The organism is Pseudomonas sp. HUK17 (assembly GCF_001566765.1).
Map to the genome: position 1 here is coordinate 15,699 of NZ_LSMW01000001.1, position 16,411 is coordinate 32,109.

15 protein-coding genes and 3 pseudogenes are annotated in these 16,411 nt (G+C 67.8%); 8 read left to right on the forward strand and 10 right to left on the reverse strand.

The genetic code is table 11. From position 1 onward, the window contains the following. Entirely contained in the window at positions 1-1,503 is a 1,503-nt protein-coding gene (gene adeC / locus AX284_RS00060; protein WP_064307488.1) for an AdeC/AdeK/OprM family multidrug efflux complex outer membrane factor, read from the forward strand. A 118-nt stretch (positions 1,504-1,621) separates the two neighbouring features. After that, positions 1,622-2,209, forward strand: a complete 588-nt coding sequence (locus AX284_RS00065; protein ID WP_007161696.1) for a YajG family lipoprotein — start codon at positions 1,622-1,624, stop codon at positions 2,207-2,209. A 60-nt stretch (positions 2,210-2,269) separates the two neighbouring features. Here the strand turns inward: AX284_RS00065 and AX284_RS00070 are convergent, their stop codons facing one another. Then, positions 2,270-3,430: a 1-acyl-sn-glycerol-3-phosphate acyltransferase gene (locus AX284_RS00070; protein ID WP_068382898.1), complete on the reverse strand. Its 1,161-nt coding sequence runs from the start codon at positions 3,428-3,430 to the stop codon at positions 2,270-2,272. 107 nt (positions 3,431-3,537) lie between these two features. On the opposite strand from AX284_RS00070, the gene AX284_RS00075 reads away from it, so the two are divergent. Genes AX284_RS00075 through AX284_RS00085 form a run of 3 tightly spaced genes read left to right on the forward strand, consistent with a single transcriptional unit; the run spans position 3,538 to position 4,607 of the window. Further along, the gene (locus AX284_RS00075) at positions 3,538-3,720 is read left to right on the forward strand and encodes a CPXCG motif-containing cysteine-rich protein (RefSeq protein WP_068382900.1); all 183 of its coding nucleotides are present in this window, start codon (positions 3,538-3,540) and stop codon (positions 3,718-3,720) included. Further along, positions 3,720-3,980: a putative signal transducing protein gene (locus AX284_RS00080; protein ID WP_068382901.1), complete on the forward strand. Its 261-nt coding sequence runs from the start codon at positions 3,720-3,722 to the stop codon at positions 3,978-3,980. The genes AX284_RS00075 and AX284_RS00080 overlap by 1 nt, the downstream gene beginning before the upstream one ends. A 9-nt stretch (positions 3,981-3,989) precedes the next feature. Continuing rightward, complete coding sequence (locus tag AX284_RS00085; RefSeq protein WP_068382902.1) at positions 3,990-4,607, forward strand: SOS response-associated peptidase; 618 nt, start codon at positions 3,990-3,992, stop codon at positions 4,605-4,607. 4 nt (positions 4,608-4,611) lie between these two features. Here the strand turns inward: AX284_RS00085 and AX284_RS12180 are convergent. The 4 genes and pseudogenes from AX284_RS12180 to AX284_RS12195 form a co-directional block, all read right to left on the reverse strand. Further along, positions 4,612-5,139: pseudogene (locus tag AX284_RS12180) on the reverse strand (methyl-accepting chemotaxis protein); the annotation flags it as partial. Positions 5,140-5,469: 330 nt separating this feature from the next. Next, positions 5,470-6,738 (reverse strand): annotated as a pseudogene (locus tag AX284_RS12185) (HAMP domain-containing protein); the annotation flags it as partial. Positions 6,739-6,868: 130 nt separating this feature from the next. Continuing rightward, positions 6,869-7,753, reverse strand: a complete 885-nt coding sequence (locus tag AX284_RS12190; RefSeq protein ID WP_442963832.1) for a methyl-accepting chemotaxis protein — start codon at positions 7,751-7,753, stop codon at positions 6,869-6,871. Next, positions 7,727-8,998: pseudogene (locus AX284_RS12195) on the reverse strand (HAMP domain-containing protein); the annotation flags it as partial. The pseudogene AX284_RS12195 and the gene AX284_RS12190, both read right to left, overlap by 27 nt. A 141-nt stretch (positions 8,999-9,139) precedes the next feature. Between AX284_RS12195 and AX284_RS00100 the strand changes: the two are divergent. Next, a complete protein-coding gene (locus tag AX284_RS00100) occupies positions 9,140-9,961 on the forward strand; it encodes a M48 family metallopeptidase (RefSeq protein WP_017639853.1) in 822 nt (273 codons plus the stop codon). Between the two features lie 189 nt (positions 9,962-10,150). On the opposite strand, the gene AX284_RS00105 is transcribed toward AX284_RS00100, so the two are convergent. Continuing rightward, a complete protein-coding gene (locus AX284_RS00105; RefSeq protein ID WP_068382910.1) occupies positions 10,151-11,152 on the reverse strand; it encodes a class I SAM-dependent methyltransferase in 1,002 nt (333 codons plus the stop codon). A 29-nt stretch (positions 11,153-11,181) separates the two neighbouring features. Beyond that, positions 11,182-12,141: a 2-hydroxyacid dehydrogenase gene (locus AX284_RS00110; RefSeq protein WP_068382912.1), complete on the reverse strand. Its 960-nt coding sequence runs from the start codon at positions 12,139-12,141 to the stop codon at positions 11,182-11,184. A gap of 94 nt (positions 12,142-12,235) precedes the next feature. Between AX284_RS00110 and AX284_RS00115 the strand changes: the two genes are divergently transcribed. Beyond that, entirely contained in the window at positions 12,236-12,823 is a 588-nt protein-coding gene (locus AX284_RS00115; RefSeq protein WP_068382913.1) for an acyl carrier protein phosphodiesterase, read from the forward strand. On the opposite strand, the gene AX284_RS00120 is transcribed toward AX284_RS00115, so the two are convergent. Beyond that, the gene (locus tag AX284_RS00120) at positions 12,766-13,563 is read right to left on the reverse strand and encodes a lysophospholipid acyltransferase family protein (RefSeq protein WP_068382916.1); all 798 of its coding nucleotides are present in this window, start codon (positions 13,561-13,563) and stop codon (positions 12,766-12,768) included. The two genes, AX284_RS00115 and AX284_RS00120, sit on opposite strands and share 58 nt — an antisense overlap. Further along, the gene (locus AX284_RS00125) at positions 13,560-14,288 is read right to left on the reverse strand and encodes a GNAT family N-acetyltransferase (protein ID WP_068382917.1); all 729 of its coding nucleotides are present in this window, start codon (positions 14,286-14,288) and stop codon (positions 13,560-13,562) included. The genes AX284_RS00120 and AX284_RS00125 overlap by 4 nt, the downstream gene beginning before the upstream one ends. Positions 14,289-14,513: 225 nt before the next feature. Here AX284_RS00125 and AX284_RS00130 point away from each other — a divergent pair, with 225 nt between their 5' ends. Beyond that, positions 14,514-14,999, forward strand: a complete 486-nt coding sequence (locus AX284_RS00130; RefSeq protein WP_017639847.1) for an FKBP-type peptidyl-prolyl cis-trans isomerase — start codon at positions 14,514-14,516, stop codon at positions 14,997-14,999. A gap of 360 nt (positions 15,000-15,359) precedes the next feature. On the opposite strand, the gene cysZ is transcribed toward AX284_RS00130, so the two are convergent. Further along, positions 15,360-16,112, reverse strand: a complete 753-nt coding sequence (cysZ, locus tag AX284_RS00135) for a sulfate transporter CysZ (protein WP_068382918.1) — start codon at positions 16,110-16,112, stop codon at positions 15,360-15,362. Positions 16,113-16,411 lie beyond the last annotated feature (299 nt).

The window sequence follows — 16,411 nt, forward strand, 5'->3', positions numbered from 1 at the left end:
ATGAAGAAGTCTGTCTTGGCGGTGGTCGTGGGCATGCTGGCCGTCTCCGGCTGCAGCCTGATCCCCGATTACCAGCGACCCAATGCGCCGGTGGAGAACGCCTGGCCCCATGGCCAGGCCTACGATGCCCTGACGGTCAATCGTGACCAGCAGGCAGCCGACATCGGCTGGCGCGATTTCTATCGCGACCCGGCCCTGCAGCAGCTGATCCAGCTGTCGCTGGACAACAACCGCGACCTGCGTCAGGCCGCGCTGAACGTGCGCCTCTACCAGGCGCAATACCGCGTGCAGCGCGCCGAGCTGTTTCCCGACATCGGCGTCAGCGGCACCGGGACCCGTACCCGGTCACCCGAGGATCTGAGCCAGGTCTCCGCCATCCGCGAACTGCTCGCCGGCAACGGCGCCGATGGCGCGGGGGGTGGCGGCGGTGGCAGCATCAGCAGCCAGTACAGCGTGACCCTGGGTTTCACCTCCTATGAGTTGGACCTGTTCGGGCGCCTGCGCAGCCTCAGCGAGCAGGCGTTGCTCAACTACTTCGCCACCAGCGAAGGACGCCGCAGCACCCAGATCTCGCTGGTCTCGGAAGTAGCCAACGCCTACTACGCCTGGCTCACCGACCAGCGCATGCTGCAACTGACTCGCGAGACCCTCGCCGCCTACCAGCGCTCCTACGACCTGACCCGCCAGACCGTGGAGAACGGCGTGGCCAGCGGCCTGGACCTGCGCCAGTCGCGCACCGCCCTGGAAGGGGCGCGGGCGAATCTGGCCCAGTACACCCGCCAGGTGGCCCAGGATCGCAATGCCCTGGCCCTGCTGCTGGGTACCTCGATCCCGGCGGAGCTGCCGCAGAGCAAGGGGTTGGACGGTACCGATCTGCTCGCCGACCTGCCGGCCAACCTGCCGTCGGATCTCCTGCAGAAGCGTCCGGACATCCTCCAGTCCGAGTTGCAGCTGCGCGCCGCCAACGCCAACATCGGTGCGGCCCGGGCGGCCTTCTTCCCGCGCATCAGCCTGACCGCCCAGGGCGGTACGGCCAGCCGGGACCTGAACGGCCTGTTCGACGCCGGTTCCGGCTACTGGACCTTCTCGCCGAGCATCAACATCCCGATCTTCACGGCCGGCAGCCTCAAGGCCAGCCTGGATGCGGCCAAGATCCAGAAGGACATCAACGTCGCCACCTACGAGAAGTCGATCCAGACTGCCTTCCGCGAGGTGGCCGATGCCCTGGCGGCAAAGGGCACCTACGACGACCAGCTGCAGGCCCAGCAGGACCTGGTGCAGGCCAGCCAGGAGTACTACGACCTGGCCAACCTGCGCTATCGCCAGGGCATCGACAACTACCTCACGGTACTCGACGCCCAGCGCTCGCTGTACAGCGCCCAGCAGCAGCTGATCACCGACAGACTCAACCAGCTCAACAGCGAGGTCACCCTGTACAAGGCCCTCGGTGGCGGCTGGCTGGAACGCAGCCAGACCCGGCCGCCGCTGGCGGCCAAGCCCTGACCCTGGTTTGAAGAGACGCCGGCCCGAGCCGGCGTTTCCTTGTCCGGGGGGCCCCGTCTATCGACGCCGCTGGGGGGCTGGGTATACTGCCCCCTGTCCCTTTCTCTGGAGTTTCTGCATGCGCTATCGCCTGTTGCTCGGCCTGCTCGCCGCCACTGGTCTGACCCTGGCCGGCTGTGCCAGCAGCCCTCAGCAATTGAGTCCGCAACCCCAGATCACCGCGCCCATCGCGCCGGTCGGCCAAGGCCAGCCGGTCTCGGTCCGGGTGGTCGACGGGCGTTCCTCCTTCACCCTGGGCACCCGCGGCGGTCTCTATCCCGACACCAGCGTGGTGGTGGTGCAGACCCAGGACGTGATTCCCAAGCTGCAGGCGGAAGCCGAGAAGGCCGTACGCCAGATGGGCTTCACCCCGTCGCCCAATGCCGGCCCGGGTGCGCCCCAGCTGACCCTGACCCTGGCCGAGCTGAACTACCAGTCGCCCAAGGAGCTGTACGTCACCGCCTCCGACGTCGCCGCGGCCTTCCAGGTGGACGTGCGCAACAGCCAGCGTGGCTACCGCGGCCGCTACGGCGCCAGCCTCAACCAGCGCTTCGGCATGGCACCCAACGCCGAGGCCAACACCAAGCTGGTCAGCGATGTGCTGAGCGATGCCCTGACCCGGGTGTTCAAGGATCCGACCGTGGTGCAGGTGCTCAGCGGTCGCTGAAAACCTACCGCCCACAAAAAAGCCCGGCACTGGCCGGGCTTTTTCGTGGGCTGCTGGCGACTATTCCAGGCCGGCCAGCACGCGGTACTTGTTCAGCACCGGCTGGGCGTACTGGCGCACCAGTTGTGCCCGGTACTCCGCCGGGCATTCGGCCAGGCGTCTTTCCCACTCGGCACGGGCGACCTCGATCTCCTCGGCCGGAAACAGGGCGTCCACGGCGGGCACGGCCAGCTCCGCATCGCGGCCATCCCAGGCGGCATAGGCCAGGTAGCTGGCCGGAAACAGCCGGTAGTTGCCGAGGATCTGCCGGTCCATTTCCTGGGCCAGCGCCTTGGCGTCCTCGAATTCGCCGCTCACCGGCTCGCCAAAGGCCACGTGCACTCGGCCCTTGTAGCCGGTGATGCCCAGGGCGATGCTGACGTCGTCCTCGCCCGGCGCCTTGGTGTAGCTGCCAGTGGTAGCGCGGATGTGCAGTTCGCGGGCCTTGGCCTGGTCGCAGGGATCGAATTCGTAGCTGATGGACACCGGCACGATGTTGAGCGCCTTGACCAGCTCGGCGAAGGGCTCGTCCTTGCAGCTCATGTGGAACATCTTGAGGATGGCCGAATCGGTGCGGTCGTTGCCGTCCTTGGCCCGGCCCTCGGCCTGGGCGATCCAGATGGACTGGCCGTCCTGGCGGATCGAGTGATTGATGTAGGCGGACAGGTTCTGGTACGCCGCCAGCTTTTCGCGGCGACCGCTGATGGAGCGGTGCACGATGAAGCTCTTGTTCAGCCGCATCAGGTCGCTGACGAAGGGCTTCTGCAGCAGGTTGTCGCCGATGGCGATGCGCGGCGTTGGCAGACCGGCGTGGTAGACGGCATAGTTGACGAAGGCCGGGTCCATCACGATGTCGCGGTGGTTGGCCAGGAACAGATAGGCGCGACCACTGCGCAATTGGTCGATGCCCGAGTAGGTGACGCCGTCCGAGGCCTTCTCGATGGCGCGATCCACATAGGGTTCGAGCTTGTCCTGCAGCGCCGCGACGCTCTGGATACCACTCAGTTCCTGGCGCAGGCGGGTGCGCAGCAGGGGGCGCACTACCCAGCCGAGTCCCTTGGACAGGCGCGGGAACCGGTAGCCGGCAAGGATGCCGATGAAGTGGTCGTCGTCGATCAGGCGGGCCAGAACCCCGGGGACTTCCGCGTCGTTATAGGGTCGAATGGCTTCGAACTCGCCCATGGTGTTCTCTTGTAGAAATTCCGGCGGCCATAGTAGTGGGCGTGGCGCCAGATGCAAGCGTCAGGGGCCGGATGGGCGGCAGGTTGGCGGTCAAGGAGTGCAGGCAGATGCTGGAAAGCCAGGAATACGATTGCCCTTATTGCAGCGAACTGGGCGAGGTGGTGCTCGACCTCAGCGGCGGTGACCAGGACTACTACGAGGACTGTGAAGTCTGCTGCCGACCGATCCGCTTCGGCCTGCACACCGATGGCGAGGACTGGAATCTCGAGGTTCGGCGGGAGGACGACTGATGCGCCGCATCTATGAGCCGGGTTCGCTGCACGAAGGCGAATTGCTCCTGGCGGTGCTGGCCAGCGAGGGCATCAGCGGCTTTCTCGCCGGGCGCCATCTGCTCGGTGGCATCGGCGATCTGCCCGCGGTGGGCTTGCTCGCCCTGCTGGTCGAGGACGAAGAGGCGCAGCGCGCGCAGGCGCTGATCGCCGCGTACAATGCCGCCACGCCCCTGCCGGGAGAGGATCCTTCTCCCGAGCAGGGCATCCTCATTTGTTGAAAGGTTTTCATGTCCGGACGCTACGCCCTGTTCCGCTGGCCCGCTGAATTCGCCGGCTTGCCGGGTTTTCCCGACAAGCATCCCCCGCGCTGGAACATCTCGCCCCACCAGCAGGTGCTGCTGCAGCGGCGGACCGCCGAGGGCGAGCGGGTCGACAGCGGTCGCTGGGGGCTGACGCCGCCCTGGCTCACCGATCTGTCCCGCACCCCCACCCATGCCCGCGCCGAAAGCCTGGCCACCCAGCCGATGTTTCGCGAGCCCTTTCGCCTGCGGCGCTGTCTGCTGCCGGCCAACGGCTTCTACGAATGGCGCGGTGGCCACCGCAAGCGGCCCTACTGGATGCTCAATGGCGAACCCCTGGCCTGGTTCGCCGCGCTCTGGGAGGCCTATCCGGCCGGGGATCAGCTCTGGCTGTCGGTGGCCATGGTCACCCAGGCGGCCGGTCCGCTGCGCCGCCCCATTCTGCTCGATGCAGCGGGTCGTGCCCTCTGGCAGGATCCGGACAGCACGCCCGAAGCCCTGCAGGAGCTGTTGGCCGCGGGCGGCATGCCGCTGCGCGAGCGGGTCTTGGCCAACATCGTCAACCGGCCCGAGGTAGACGGGCCGGAGTGTTTGACGCCCTTGTGACCCGCTAGACCTTGAAGCGCGCCGCCAACTGGCGCTGCCGTTCGGCCAGTTCGCTCAGGTGGCTACCGGCGCGGGTGGCCTGATCAGCCTGGTCGTGTACGCCATTGGCCGCCTGGCCGATGTTGACCACGTTGCGATTGATGTCCTCGGCCACCGCGCTCTGCTCCTCGGCGGCGCTGGCGATCTGCAGATTCATTTCGGTGATCTCGCCCACGGCGGTGAGGATGACCTCCAGGGCCCGGCTGGCCGCCTGGGTCTGTTCCACCTGATTGCTGGTCTGGGCATGGCTGTTCTGCATCAGCGCCACGGTCTCCCGGGTGCCGCTCTGCAGGCGCTGGATCATGCTCTGGATCTCGCCGGTGGCGACCTGGGTCTTTTGCGCCAGGGTGCGCACCTCATCGGCCACCACGGCGAAGCCACGGCCCTGCTCGCCGGCCCGGGCCGCCTCGATGGCCGCGTTGAGCGCCAGCAGATTGGTCTGCTCGGCGATGCCGTTGATGGTGGTGAGGATGGAACCGATGTTCTCGCTGTCATCGGCCACCAGGCGTACCTGGGTCACAGCGCGCTCGATTTCCGCGGCGAGGGTGGCGCAGTCGCTGACATTCTGCCGCACCACACGTTGGCCTTCGCTCACGGCGCTATCGGCCTGGGTAGCCGCCTGGGCGGCGCGTCCGGCATTGCTGGCGACATCCTGGGCGGTGGCGGTCATCTCCTGCATGGCGGTGGCCACCTGGTCGATCTCCTGCAGCTGGCGCTGCACGCCGTCGCGGGTGCGCTGGGCGATGTTGGAGGTCTGGGTGGCGGCCGTGTTCACGTCGCTGACCGAATGTACCAGCTGACCGATGAGGTGCTGCAGCGAACCGAGGAAGGCATTGAAACCGCTGGCGATGGCACCGAGTTCGTCGCGGCGATTGACCGTCAGCCGCTGGGTCAGGTCCCCATCGCCCTTGGCGATGTCGTCGAGCATGGCCACCATCTGCCGCAGCGGGCGGGCGATGCGCAGGCTGACCAGCCAGAGCAGCAGCAGGCCGCCGCCAGCCACCAGCAGGCCCACCAGCAGCATGCCGGCCATATCGGTACGGCGTTGCTCGCCGAGGGCCTGTTGCAGGAGATGCAGATCGCTGAGCACCGCCGCGCGGGGTAGCTGCAGGATCAACGTCCAGGTGGTGGCATTGTTGCCCAGGCGCAGCGGCAGATACACCTGATAGAGGTCGTGTTGGCTATCGAAGCGGCGGGTCACCCCATCGCCGAGTTGCGCCAGGCCCTGGGCCGCGTCGCCGAGTATCTGCGCGGCCGGCTGACCGAGCGCCTTGGGATCCCGGGTATAGGCCACCAGGGTGCCGCGGTTGGCGACCAGCGCCATGCTGCCCGCGCCCTCGTAGAGACCGGCGTTGGCCTGCTTGAGCTGCTCCTGGATGAAGGCCAGGGACAGGTCGGCGCCGACCACGCCCTTGAAGGCACCCTTGACCAGGATGGGCACGTTGAAGGAGGACATCAGGATCTTCTGTCCATTCATCTCGTAGGGTGCCGGATCGACGATGCAGGGCTTGAGGCTCTGCCGCGGGCAAAGGTAGTACTCACCCTCGCGGACCCCGGTGGGCAGCACCGTCTGGCTTTCCATGGTCGGCCCCAGGGGTTCCACCTTCAGGCCGCCCTCGGGTGTGCGATACCACCAGGGCATGAAGCGACCCGTGGCGTCATAGCCGGCTTCGCTGCGTCCGGCGTACTGGGCATCCGCGCCGTCGAAGGCATTGGGCTCCCAGCCCACATAGACATCGAGCAGTTCGGGATTGTCGAGCAGGGTCTGCTGGAGCAGGTTGTTGAGGCCTTCACGGTCGATCCGCAGGGGCCGTTCGGCGCTGCTGTCGGCCTGGGCATTGAGTTGGGCGATACCGCGGGCGACCGTGAGCGGCAGATCCAGCTTCTGCATCAGGCTGCCGGCAATCGCCTGGGCCTGGGCATCCAACCGGGCCTGGGCAGCACGCTCGGCAAGCTGGGCGGTATGGGTGTCGACCAGGCTTTGGGTGCGCATGCCGGCAAAGAGCACATAACCGACGAGCGCCATGACCACGGCCAGGATGCAGCTCCCCGAGAGCAGCGTGATGGTCGTACGGACTGAGCGGAAAGACATCGACAACACTCCAGTGCTTGGGTGGCGCGAGGTTATCGGCAGTGCACCGCGCTACCTTTAGGTTTTAGCGGCGCATCGGTGCCGACGAATCCCTCCCCAAGCAGAGAGGAGGGGCACGCAGCTAGCCTTGCTAGACGCGGAAGCGTCCCGCCAGCTGGCGTTGCTGCTCGGCCAGTTCGCGCAGTTGCTGGCCGGCGCGGGAGGCGCTGTCGGCTTCGCCGTGGACCGCCTGGGCGCTCTGGCCGATATTGACCACGTTGCGATTGATGTCCTCGGCCACCGCGCTCTGCTCCTCGGCGGCGCTGGCGATCTGCAGATTCATGCTGGTGATTTCGCTCACCGCCGCCAGGATGGTGTCCAGAGCGCGCCGGGTGGCCTCGGTCTGGGCGACCTGGGTGCTGGTCTGGGCGCCGCTGGCCTGCATCACCGTCACCGCCTCGCGGGTGCCCTGCTGCAGGCGCTGAATCATGCTCTGGATCTCGCCGGTGGCGACCTGGGTCTTTTGCGCCAGGTTGCGCACCTCGTCGGCCACCACGGCGAAGCCACGGCCCTGTTCGCCGGCGCGGGCCGCCTCGATGGCGGCGTTGAGCGCCAGCAGGTTGGTCTGCTCGGCGATGCCGTTGATGGTGGTGAGGATGGAGCCGATGTTCTCGCTGTCCTCGGCGACCCGGCGCACCTGCTCCACCGCACGCTCGATCTCCTCGGCGAGGGCGACGCTGCTGGCGACGTTCTGCTGCACCAGGCGCTGACCTTCGTTGACCGCGCCGTCCGCCTCGGTGGCGGCGCGTGCCGCGCGACCGGCATTGCCGGCCACGTCCTGCGCGGTAGCGGTCATCTCCTGCATGGCGGTCGCCAGCTGGTCGATCTCCTGCAACTGCCGCTCCACGCCGTCGCGGGTGCGCTGGGCGATATGGGAGGTGTGCTCGGCCGCCGTGGCCACTTCGCCCACCGAGCGGACCAGCTGGCCGATGAGGTTCTGCAGCGACGCCAGGAAGCGGTTGAAGCCGCCGGCCATGGCGCCGACCTCGTCACGGCGCTCGGTGGCGAGGCGCTGGGTCAGGTCGCCGTCGCCCTGGCCGATGGCGTCGAGCATGGCGACCATCTGCCGCAGCGGCCGGGCGATGCGCAGGCTGATCAGCCAGAGCACCAGCAGGCCGGCACCGGCGACCGCCAGGCCCACCAGCAGCATGCCGACCACATCCTGGTGGCGTTGGCTGCCCAGGGTGTCCTTGAGGCTATGGAGATCGGCCAGCACGGCTTCGCGGGGTAATTCGACGATCAGCGTCCAGACCTGGCGGTTGTCGCCAGTGAAGCGCAGCGGCAGATAGACTTGGTAGCGCTCGCTTTTGGTGTCGAAACGGCGGGTGACGCCCTCGCCCAGGTCCTTGAGGCCGGCCAGCATCGCGCCCAGCACTGGTTCGGCCGGCTTGCCCAGTTGGCTGGCGTCGGCGGTGTAGGCGACCAGGGTGCCCCGCCCGGCGACCAGGGCCATGCGGCCCACGCCGCCATAGAGGCGGCCATTGGCCTTGACCAACTGGCGCTGGATGAAGTCCAGCGGCACGTCGGCGCCGACCACGCCCTTGAAGGCGCCACCGACCAGGATGGGCACGTTGAAGGAAGCGATCAGCACCTGCTGTTCGTTGACCGTGTCGGGCATGGGGTCGAGCACGCAGGTGGTGCGAGTTTCCCGTGGACAGAGGTAGTACTCGCCTTCGCGCACGCCCGAGGGCAGGCGGGTCTGGCTTTCCACGGTCTCGCCAATCGGCTCCACCGTCACGTCGCCATCAAGGGTCTTGTGCCACCAAGGGGTGAAGCGGCCTTGCTCGTCGTAGCCGGCCGCGGCGTCGCCGCGATGGCGCTCGTCCTGGCCATCGATGGCATTGGGTTCCCAGACGGTATAGAGGCTGAGCAGGCCGGGCTGGCGCTTGAGGGTCTGGCCCAAGAGCCGGACCAGACTCTGGCGATCCAGGTCGACCTGCTGGTCGCCACCGCTGCCCATGGCCACGTTGAGCTGCGCCAGTTGATTGGCCAGTTGCAGGGGAACGTCCAGTTGGCGCTGCAGCTGGTTGCCCACGGCTTCGGCTTCCGCGGTCAGCTGGGCCTCTGCGGCAGTGGCGGCCAGGGCTTCGGTATGGGTATCGACCAGCGTGCGGGTGCGCTGACCCGCGAGCAGGGTATAGGCGATCAAGGCGATCACCACCACCAGGATGCAGGCGCCGGCCAGCAGGGTGATGGAGGTGCGGATGGATCTGGAACTCATCGGGGACTCCGGAGGGCATTCAATGCCGTGGCTATCGGCGGCGCTGACGATCCATTGAGGCCTCCGGTCGCCTGCGCACGAACGTTGCCGGGCGCGACGCCCCTCTCTATGCTGTATCCGCCTCGATACCTGGAGATTCCCATGCGCCGTATCCTTCCCCTCGCAGGCCTGTCCTTGAGCCTGCTACTGGTCGCCTGCCAGACCGTCAACACCACCTCGGGTGGCGCGGTCGGGGTGCAGCGCAAGCAGTACATGTTCAGCATGCTGTCCGAGCAGCAGGTCAACCAGATGTACGCCCAGTCCTATGCCAAGACGGTCAGCGAAGCCAAGGCCGCCGGCAAGCTGGCCAATGACAGCGCCGACGGCAAGCGCGTCGCCGCCATCGCCAAGCGCCTGATCCCGCAGACCGCGGCCTTCCGCCCGGACGCGGTGAACTGGGACTGGCAGGTCAACCTGGTGCAGAGCGACGAGCTCAACGCCAATTGCGGTCCGGGCGGCAAGATCTTCGTCTACAGCGGCCTGATCGATCAGCTCAAGCTGACCGACGACGAGCTGGCGGCGGTGATGGGCCACGAGATCGCCCACGCCCTGCGCGAGCACAGCCGCGAGCAGATGTCGCGGGCCTATGCCATCCAGATGGGCGAGAACCTTGGCGGGGCACTGCTGGGCGTTGGGCAGGGCGGCATGCAACTGGCCGACCAGGTGTCCCAGGTGGCCCTGACCCTGCCGTTCAGCCGCGGCAACGAGAACGAGGCCGACCTGATCGGCCTGGAGCTCTCGGCGCGCGCCGGCTACAACCCCAATGCCGCCATCACCCTCTGGCAGAAGATGGCCCAGGCCAGCCAGGGCAAGCAGCCGGCGGAATTCCTCAGCACCCACCCCTCCGACGCCAACCGCACCAAGGCGCTGCAGGCGGCGATTCCCAAGGTGATGCCGTTGTATGAGGCGGCGAAGAAGGGGTGAGGTTTTGGCTAGGGGTGGCGGTTTCCCTCACCCCAACCCTCTCCCAAGGGGAGAGGGTGCTGGTTGGGTACTACGGGGGTAACATTGCCGCGGTTCGGCCGCGCCTGTTGGGCTTCGACGATGGAGCCGTCTCAACCCAACCTACGGATGCCGCGTAGGTTGGGTTGAGCGCAGCGAAGCCCAACAGCGTTACCGCCGCCGCGCGCTATAGACCTTGAAGCCGTCCCGCTCGGCCAGGGTGCGGCAGTTGCCGAAGGCAGCCTCGATCAATGGGGGATAGCGCAGAAAGCTGTTGGCCACCAGGCGCAGCTCGCCGCCGGGGCGCAGATGGTGTACCGCGTCGGCCAGCAGGGTCTCGGTGGTGCGATAATCGGTCTTCACGCCACTGTGGAAGGGCGGATTGCTGACGATGGCGGCAAGGCCCGTGGGCGCCGCGGCGATGCCGTCGCCGGCGATCACCGTTCCGGCGAGACCATTGGCCGCCAGGGTCTGGCGACTGCTGGCCACGGCGAAGGCGTCCACGTCCAGCAGATGCAGGGTGCTGGCGGGATAGCGGCGAGCCAGGGCGGCGCCGACCACGCCGGCGCCGCAACCGAAGTCCAGCACCGCGCCCTCGGGCAGGCCGTCGAGCTGGTCCAGCAAGAGCGCCGTGCCTACGTCCAGCCGGCCATGGCTGAAGACGCCCGGCAGACTGAGAATGTCCAGGTTCACCCCAGCCCGCTCCAGCCGCTGGCGTTGCAGCCAGGCATCGGGGCGCGGATCGGCTTCGGTGTGCGGTCCCTGCACCACCCACAGCTGGCAATGGCGGGCACTGTCGAGCTTGCTGGCCTTACCGAAGGCACCCAGCTGGCGCGCGGCGCGTTCGATACCGGCCTTCTTTTCGCCGACCAGATAGAGGCTGCCCTCGGCGGGCAGGCAGCGAGTCAGGGCGGTGAGCAGGAAGTCGGTGGCCTCGCGGGACTTGGGCAGAAACAGCACGGCACTGGCAAAGTCGCCCGCCGGGGGTTCGATCCCCAGGCTGACGCGACCCGGATAGCGCCGGACCAGTTGTTCGGCCTCGCCCGCATGCCAGCTCCAGCCGCTGGCCGCGGGCAGGGTGCCGAGCAGGTCATCGGCCGGCAAGCCGGCGAGCAGCAAGGCGCCGCCAAAGCGCTCGGGGTGACGGAGGAGGACTTCGCTGCGCGGATCCATGGGGCTACCTGGCGAAAAAAGCGCGAACTTTAGCAGACCACCCGGTGCGGCGTGCCGGCGAAATGCCCCTCGGCATTGGCGGCGAGCTGGCCGATGATCCGTTGACGCGCCTCGCGACTACCCCAGGCGTTGTGCGGGGTGACGATCAGTCGCGGAATGTCGCCGGCGAGCAGCGGATTGCCGTCACGCGGGGGCTCCACGCTGAGCACATCGGTGGCGGCGCCGGCCAGGTGGCCGCGCCTCAGGCAATCGGCCAGGGCCTGTTCGTCGACGATGCCGCCGCGTGCGGTGTTGACCAGGAAGGCCGTGGGCTTCATCGCGGCCAGTTCGGCGGCGCCCAGCATGCCGCGGGTCAGCTCGGTGAGCGGACAGTGAAGGGTCAGGGCATCTACCTGGGGCAGCAGTTCGGCCAGCGGCAGGCTGCCCGGGCGCGCCGGGCGACCGGGCAACTGGCCCACCAGGGTCTGCATGCCGAAGGCTTCGGCCAGGCGCTTCACCGCGCTGCCCAATTCGCCCAGGCCGAGCAGGCCAAGGGTCTTGCCCTCCAGCTCGACGATGGGGTGATCGAGCAGACAGAACTGGCTGGCGGTCTGCCAGCGCCCGGCGCGGATATCCGCCTGGTAATCCGGTAGCCGCGTGGCCAGGGCCAGCAGCAGGGTCAGGGTGTGCTGGGCGACCGAGGCGGTCCCATAGCCCTGGCAGTTGCAGACCCGCACGCCCTGGGCGCGGGCGGCGTCCAGGTCGATGTTGTTGGTACCGGTGGCGCTCACCAGCACCAGTTTCAATTCCGGGCAGGCGGCCAGGGTCTGGGCGTCCAGCACCACCTTGTTGACGATGGCGACCTGGGCGCCGGCCAGTCGCGCGGTGATCTCGTCCGAGGCGGTGGCGGGGTACAGCTCCAGCTCGTCGAACACCGCACGCAGCGGCGCCGGGTCCAGATCGCCCAGGTCAAGGGAGGCATAGTCGAGGAACACGGCGCGAGCGGGCATGACGACTCCAGCGGAGAAGGGAAGGAGGCCCGAGCCTAGCAGCCGCGGGTCGTCCAGGAAAACCGCCCGGTTGCGGCTGGAGTATGCTGGTGTGATGAATTATCTCGCTCACCTGCACCTGGGCGGCCCCAGCCGCGAAGACCGTCTTGGCAGTCTCTATGGCGATTTCGTCAAGGGTTCGGCGGACGCCTGGCCAACCGGGATCGCCGCCGGCATCCGGCTGCATCGGCGCATCGACGTCTACACCGATGACCACCCCCTGGTGATCCGGGCCAAGGCCCGGCTGCCCGCGGCGCGGCGGCGAGTGGCCGGTCTGCTGGTGGACGTCTTCTTCGATCACTGTCTGGCGCGCCTCTGGCCCGACTACGCCGATCAGCCGCTGCCGAGCTTTGTCGCGGATTGCTACCAGACCCTGCTGGACGAGCCGGAACTGCCGCCGCGATTGGCCTCTATCGCCCCCCTGATGGCGCGCCAGGACTGGCTGGGCAGCTACACGGACTTCGCCGTGCTGGAGCGGGTGGTGGAGGGCATGGCGCGACGGCTGTCGCGCCCGGAACTGCTGGCCGGCGCCTTCGCCGAGCTGGACGCCGCCTATGACGGCCTGCTGCAAGACTTTCGCGACTTCTATCCGCAGCTGCAGGCCTTTGCCGCCGCCGAACGGGCCGCGCGCGGTTCCAGCTGAATCCCGAGGCGGGCAGCGATGGCGGCCTGGCATTCACCTGCCAGCACCTGGCGCGGCCGGCCCTGGGGCAGGATGGGCGGCAGCAGTTCGATCCTCAGGGTGGTGCCGCCGTTGTCCAGCAGGCGCAGCAGATGGCTCACCAGGTCGTCGTCACCGATGAAGGCCGCGGCCCGGTCAGGCTCGCCGTGGCGCCAGTAGCTGAGCGCCACGGGTTGCAGCGGGGTGCCGGTGGCGATGGCCGGACTCAGCAGCCGGCCGTGAAAGGTGCGCAGCCCGCTGCCGTCGGTGGTGGTGCCCTCGGGAAAGAGCGCCAGCGACAGGCCCTGGGTCAGGCGCGTGGTCAGGGCCTCGCCCAGGGCATCGCCGCGCTCGGCGCCACGGCGGATGAACAGGGTACCGGCCTGGCGCGTCAGCCAGCCGGCGAAGGGCCAGTGGGCCACCTCTGCCTTGGACAGGAAACTCAGCGGCCGCAGACTGCCCAGGGCGACGATATCCAGCCAGGACACGTGATTGGCCAGCCAGAGATGGGTGCCGCGCGGCACCTCGCCGCTGACCTCCAGCCGCAACCGCAGCGCCCAGGTCAGCACCTGGAAGAAGCGCCGCGTCAGCCGTTGCCGCAGCACCAGGCAGGGCCGGCGACTCAGCGCCACCGCCAACGTCACCGTCAGGGCGAACAGTGCCCCGAGTAACAGCGCGGCCAGCACCGGCAGCAGTCGCCGGGCGCGGCGCAGTCGCCTCATACCGCGGCCTTGAAGTGGCGGGCATAGCGCGGGCAGAGGTCTTCGCGCTTGAGCAGGATGAAAACGTCGGCCACGCCGAATTCCGGATCCCAGCAGGGCGCGCCGCAGACCTGGGCACCTAGGCGTAGATAGGCCTTGAGCAGGGGTGGCAGCTGCACCACCAGGTTGTCCGGCACGGCGACGAAGGGCAGCGGCCGCCGCGGCGTGGCGCGGATCGCTGGGATGCGTTCGTCCCGCGCCGCCTGGCGCAGCAGGGCGGCCGCCTGCAGGCCGCCGTCGGCCATGGGCACGCTGGCGCAGCCCATGAGGTAGCGGTAGTCGCCGCAGGCCATGATCTCGGCCAGTTCCGCCCACAACAGGGCGATGGCCGCGCCGGTGCGATGCCCGGGCGCCACGCAGGTGCGGCCGATTTCCAGCAGCGGGCCCTGCAGCGTGTCCAGACCCTCCAGCTGGAATTCGCTCTCGCTGTAGAGACTGCCCAGCCGCTCGCGCCGACGGCCGTCGAGCAGCCGGGTGGTAGCGATCAGCTCGCCGCTGCGCAGGTCGCGCACGCCCAGGTGCAAGCAGTGAGCGTCGTAGGGGTCCTGGTCGAGGTTATCAGCGAAATGCACGCCGTAGGTACTGCCGAAGACCGCGGCTCGCAGGCGCTGGGCGGCGCGGATATCTGCAGCGGTCGACAGGCGTTCGGCGCGCAGCGCGGGCGGTGCGGACACTGAAATCGGCATGGCAGGGCTCCGGCAGTGGGTATGCAGCAAACCCTAGGTAGCCGGGATGACAGCCCCGTGAAGCGGCCGTGGCGATTGCGTGACGGGCGGTCGCGCACCGTTGCAGGGGCGCCCTCCAGATGCCTCCGGGCGCCAGGGGACTGACCGAACGCATTCGCAATTGCTAAGTTGGACGCGTAGACTGATGCGTCATCCTAAATTTTTCCCAGCATGAAGGTTCTGGCCATGCAGATCGCGGCGAACACGGCAGTATCCATCGACTACACCCTGACCAACGACGCCGGCGAAGTCATCGACAGCTCCGCTGGTGGTGCTCCGCTGGTGTACCTGCAAGGCGCAGGCAACATCATTCCGGGTCTGGAGCGTGCCCTGTCCGGCAAGCAGGCCGGTGACGAGCTGAAAGTGGCCATCGAGCCGGAAGACGCCTATGGCGAATACACGCCCGAACTGGTTGCCACCCTGGGCAAGGAAATGTTCGAAGGCGTGGACGAGCTGGAAGTGGGCATGCAGTTCCACGCGTCCGGCCCGGACGGCGCCATGCAGATCGTCACCGTGCGTGACATCGACGGCGACCAGGTCACCGTCGACGGCAACCATCCCCTGGCCGGCCAGCGCCTGAACTTCGATGTGAAGGTGGTCAATGTGCGTGCCGCCAGCGATGAAGAAATCGCCCATGGTCATATCCATGGCGAAGGCGGTCACCAGCACTAAGCCTGGCGACAGCTTTCCACGACGCCCGTGTCCGGCCTTGCCGGCGCGGGCGTCGTCGTTTGTGGAGTCCGTGCGGGGAGCGCCCTCACCCCAACCCTCTCCCAGGGGGAGAGGGGGCTTGTTTGGCGGTGTGGGCGGAGCGCGCCGTAGGTTGGGTTGAGGCGGCTCCATCGCCGAAGCCCAACAGCCAGAAACCATGGTATCCGGCGTGGTGGTCCGGAGTTGTTGGGCTTCGCTACGCTCAACCCAACCTACGCGGAGGATAGCCGTAGGTTGGGTTGAGGCGGCTTTATCGCCGAAGCCCAACAATCGGGAGTCGCTGTCGGGATAGGGTGTGTTGGGACGTCCGGCGGGCAGGGCTCAGGAGCGCACCACCAGCGCCTTGTTGCCTTCCTCACGTACCCAGAACAGCGTCGCCCCGGCCACGGCGGCAGGCATGAACAGGGCGTTCAGGCCGGGCACCAGCAGCGCCAGGTAGGTCACGCCACCAAAGCCCAGGCAGCGCAGGCGGCGGGTGCGCAGCCAGGCGAGCATGCTGCGGAAATCCAGCTTGTGGTTGTCGGCGGGAAAGTCGATGTACTGCACCGCCATCATCCAGACGCCGAACAGGATCCACAGCGGCGCGGCGATCAGGTTGAGACCGGGGATGAAGGTCAGCACCAGCAGGCCCAGGGCGCGTGGCAGGTAGTAGCCCAGCTTGCGCAGTTCACGCTGCAGGGTGCGCGGCACCATGGTGACCAGCTCGGTGAGATTGAAGGGTGGGAAGTCGTCCTGCCCGCGCACCAATACCTCGACCTTTTCCGCGAGAAAGCCGTTGAAGGGCGCCGCTACCAGGTTCGCCAGCAGCGTGAAGGTGAAGAAGATGATCGCCAACAGCAGGAGCACGAACAGCGGCCAGAGCAGCCATTCGACGAAGCCCGCCCAGGCCGGCAGGCTTGGCATCAGTTGCTCCAGCCAGCCTTCGAAGCCCCGTACGGCGAAGGTGAGGATGGCGGCGTAGAGCAGCAGGTTGATGGTGAGCGGGATGACCACGAAGCGGCGCATGCCGGGGCGGGTCACCAGGCGCAGCCCTTCGGCGAAGTAGGCGGAGCCGGACAGGGGAGCGACAGCCATGAACATTCCTGACAGGTGGCGGGAAGGCACAGCTTACCTCAGGGCGCCATTGGCGAAGCAGTCGACATAGGCGCGCCCTATGGTCTGGATTTAGAATGCTCGCTTCTGTGGCGGGGCGGCACCCGTTAGGCTTAGCCCCATCCCTGGACCCGGCGTCCGCCCGTCGACACCGGTCGCACCCTCGCCAGGAGCGATGGGCGCTCGCGGAACGGCTCCGCACGCACACCGGCCGGTGCGCCCCAACGGCGCGCGGGCCACTTTACTCTTAGGTCTGCCGGAGACCCCGGCAGGGAGAATGT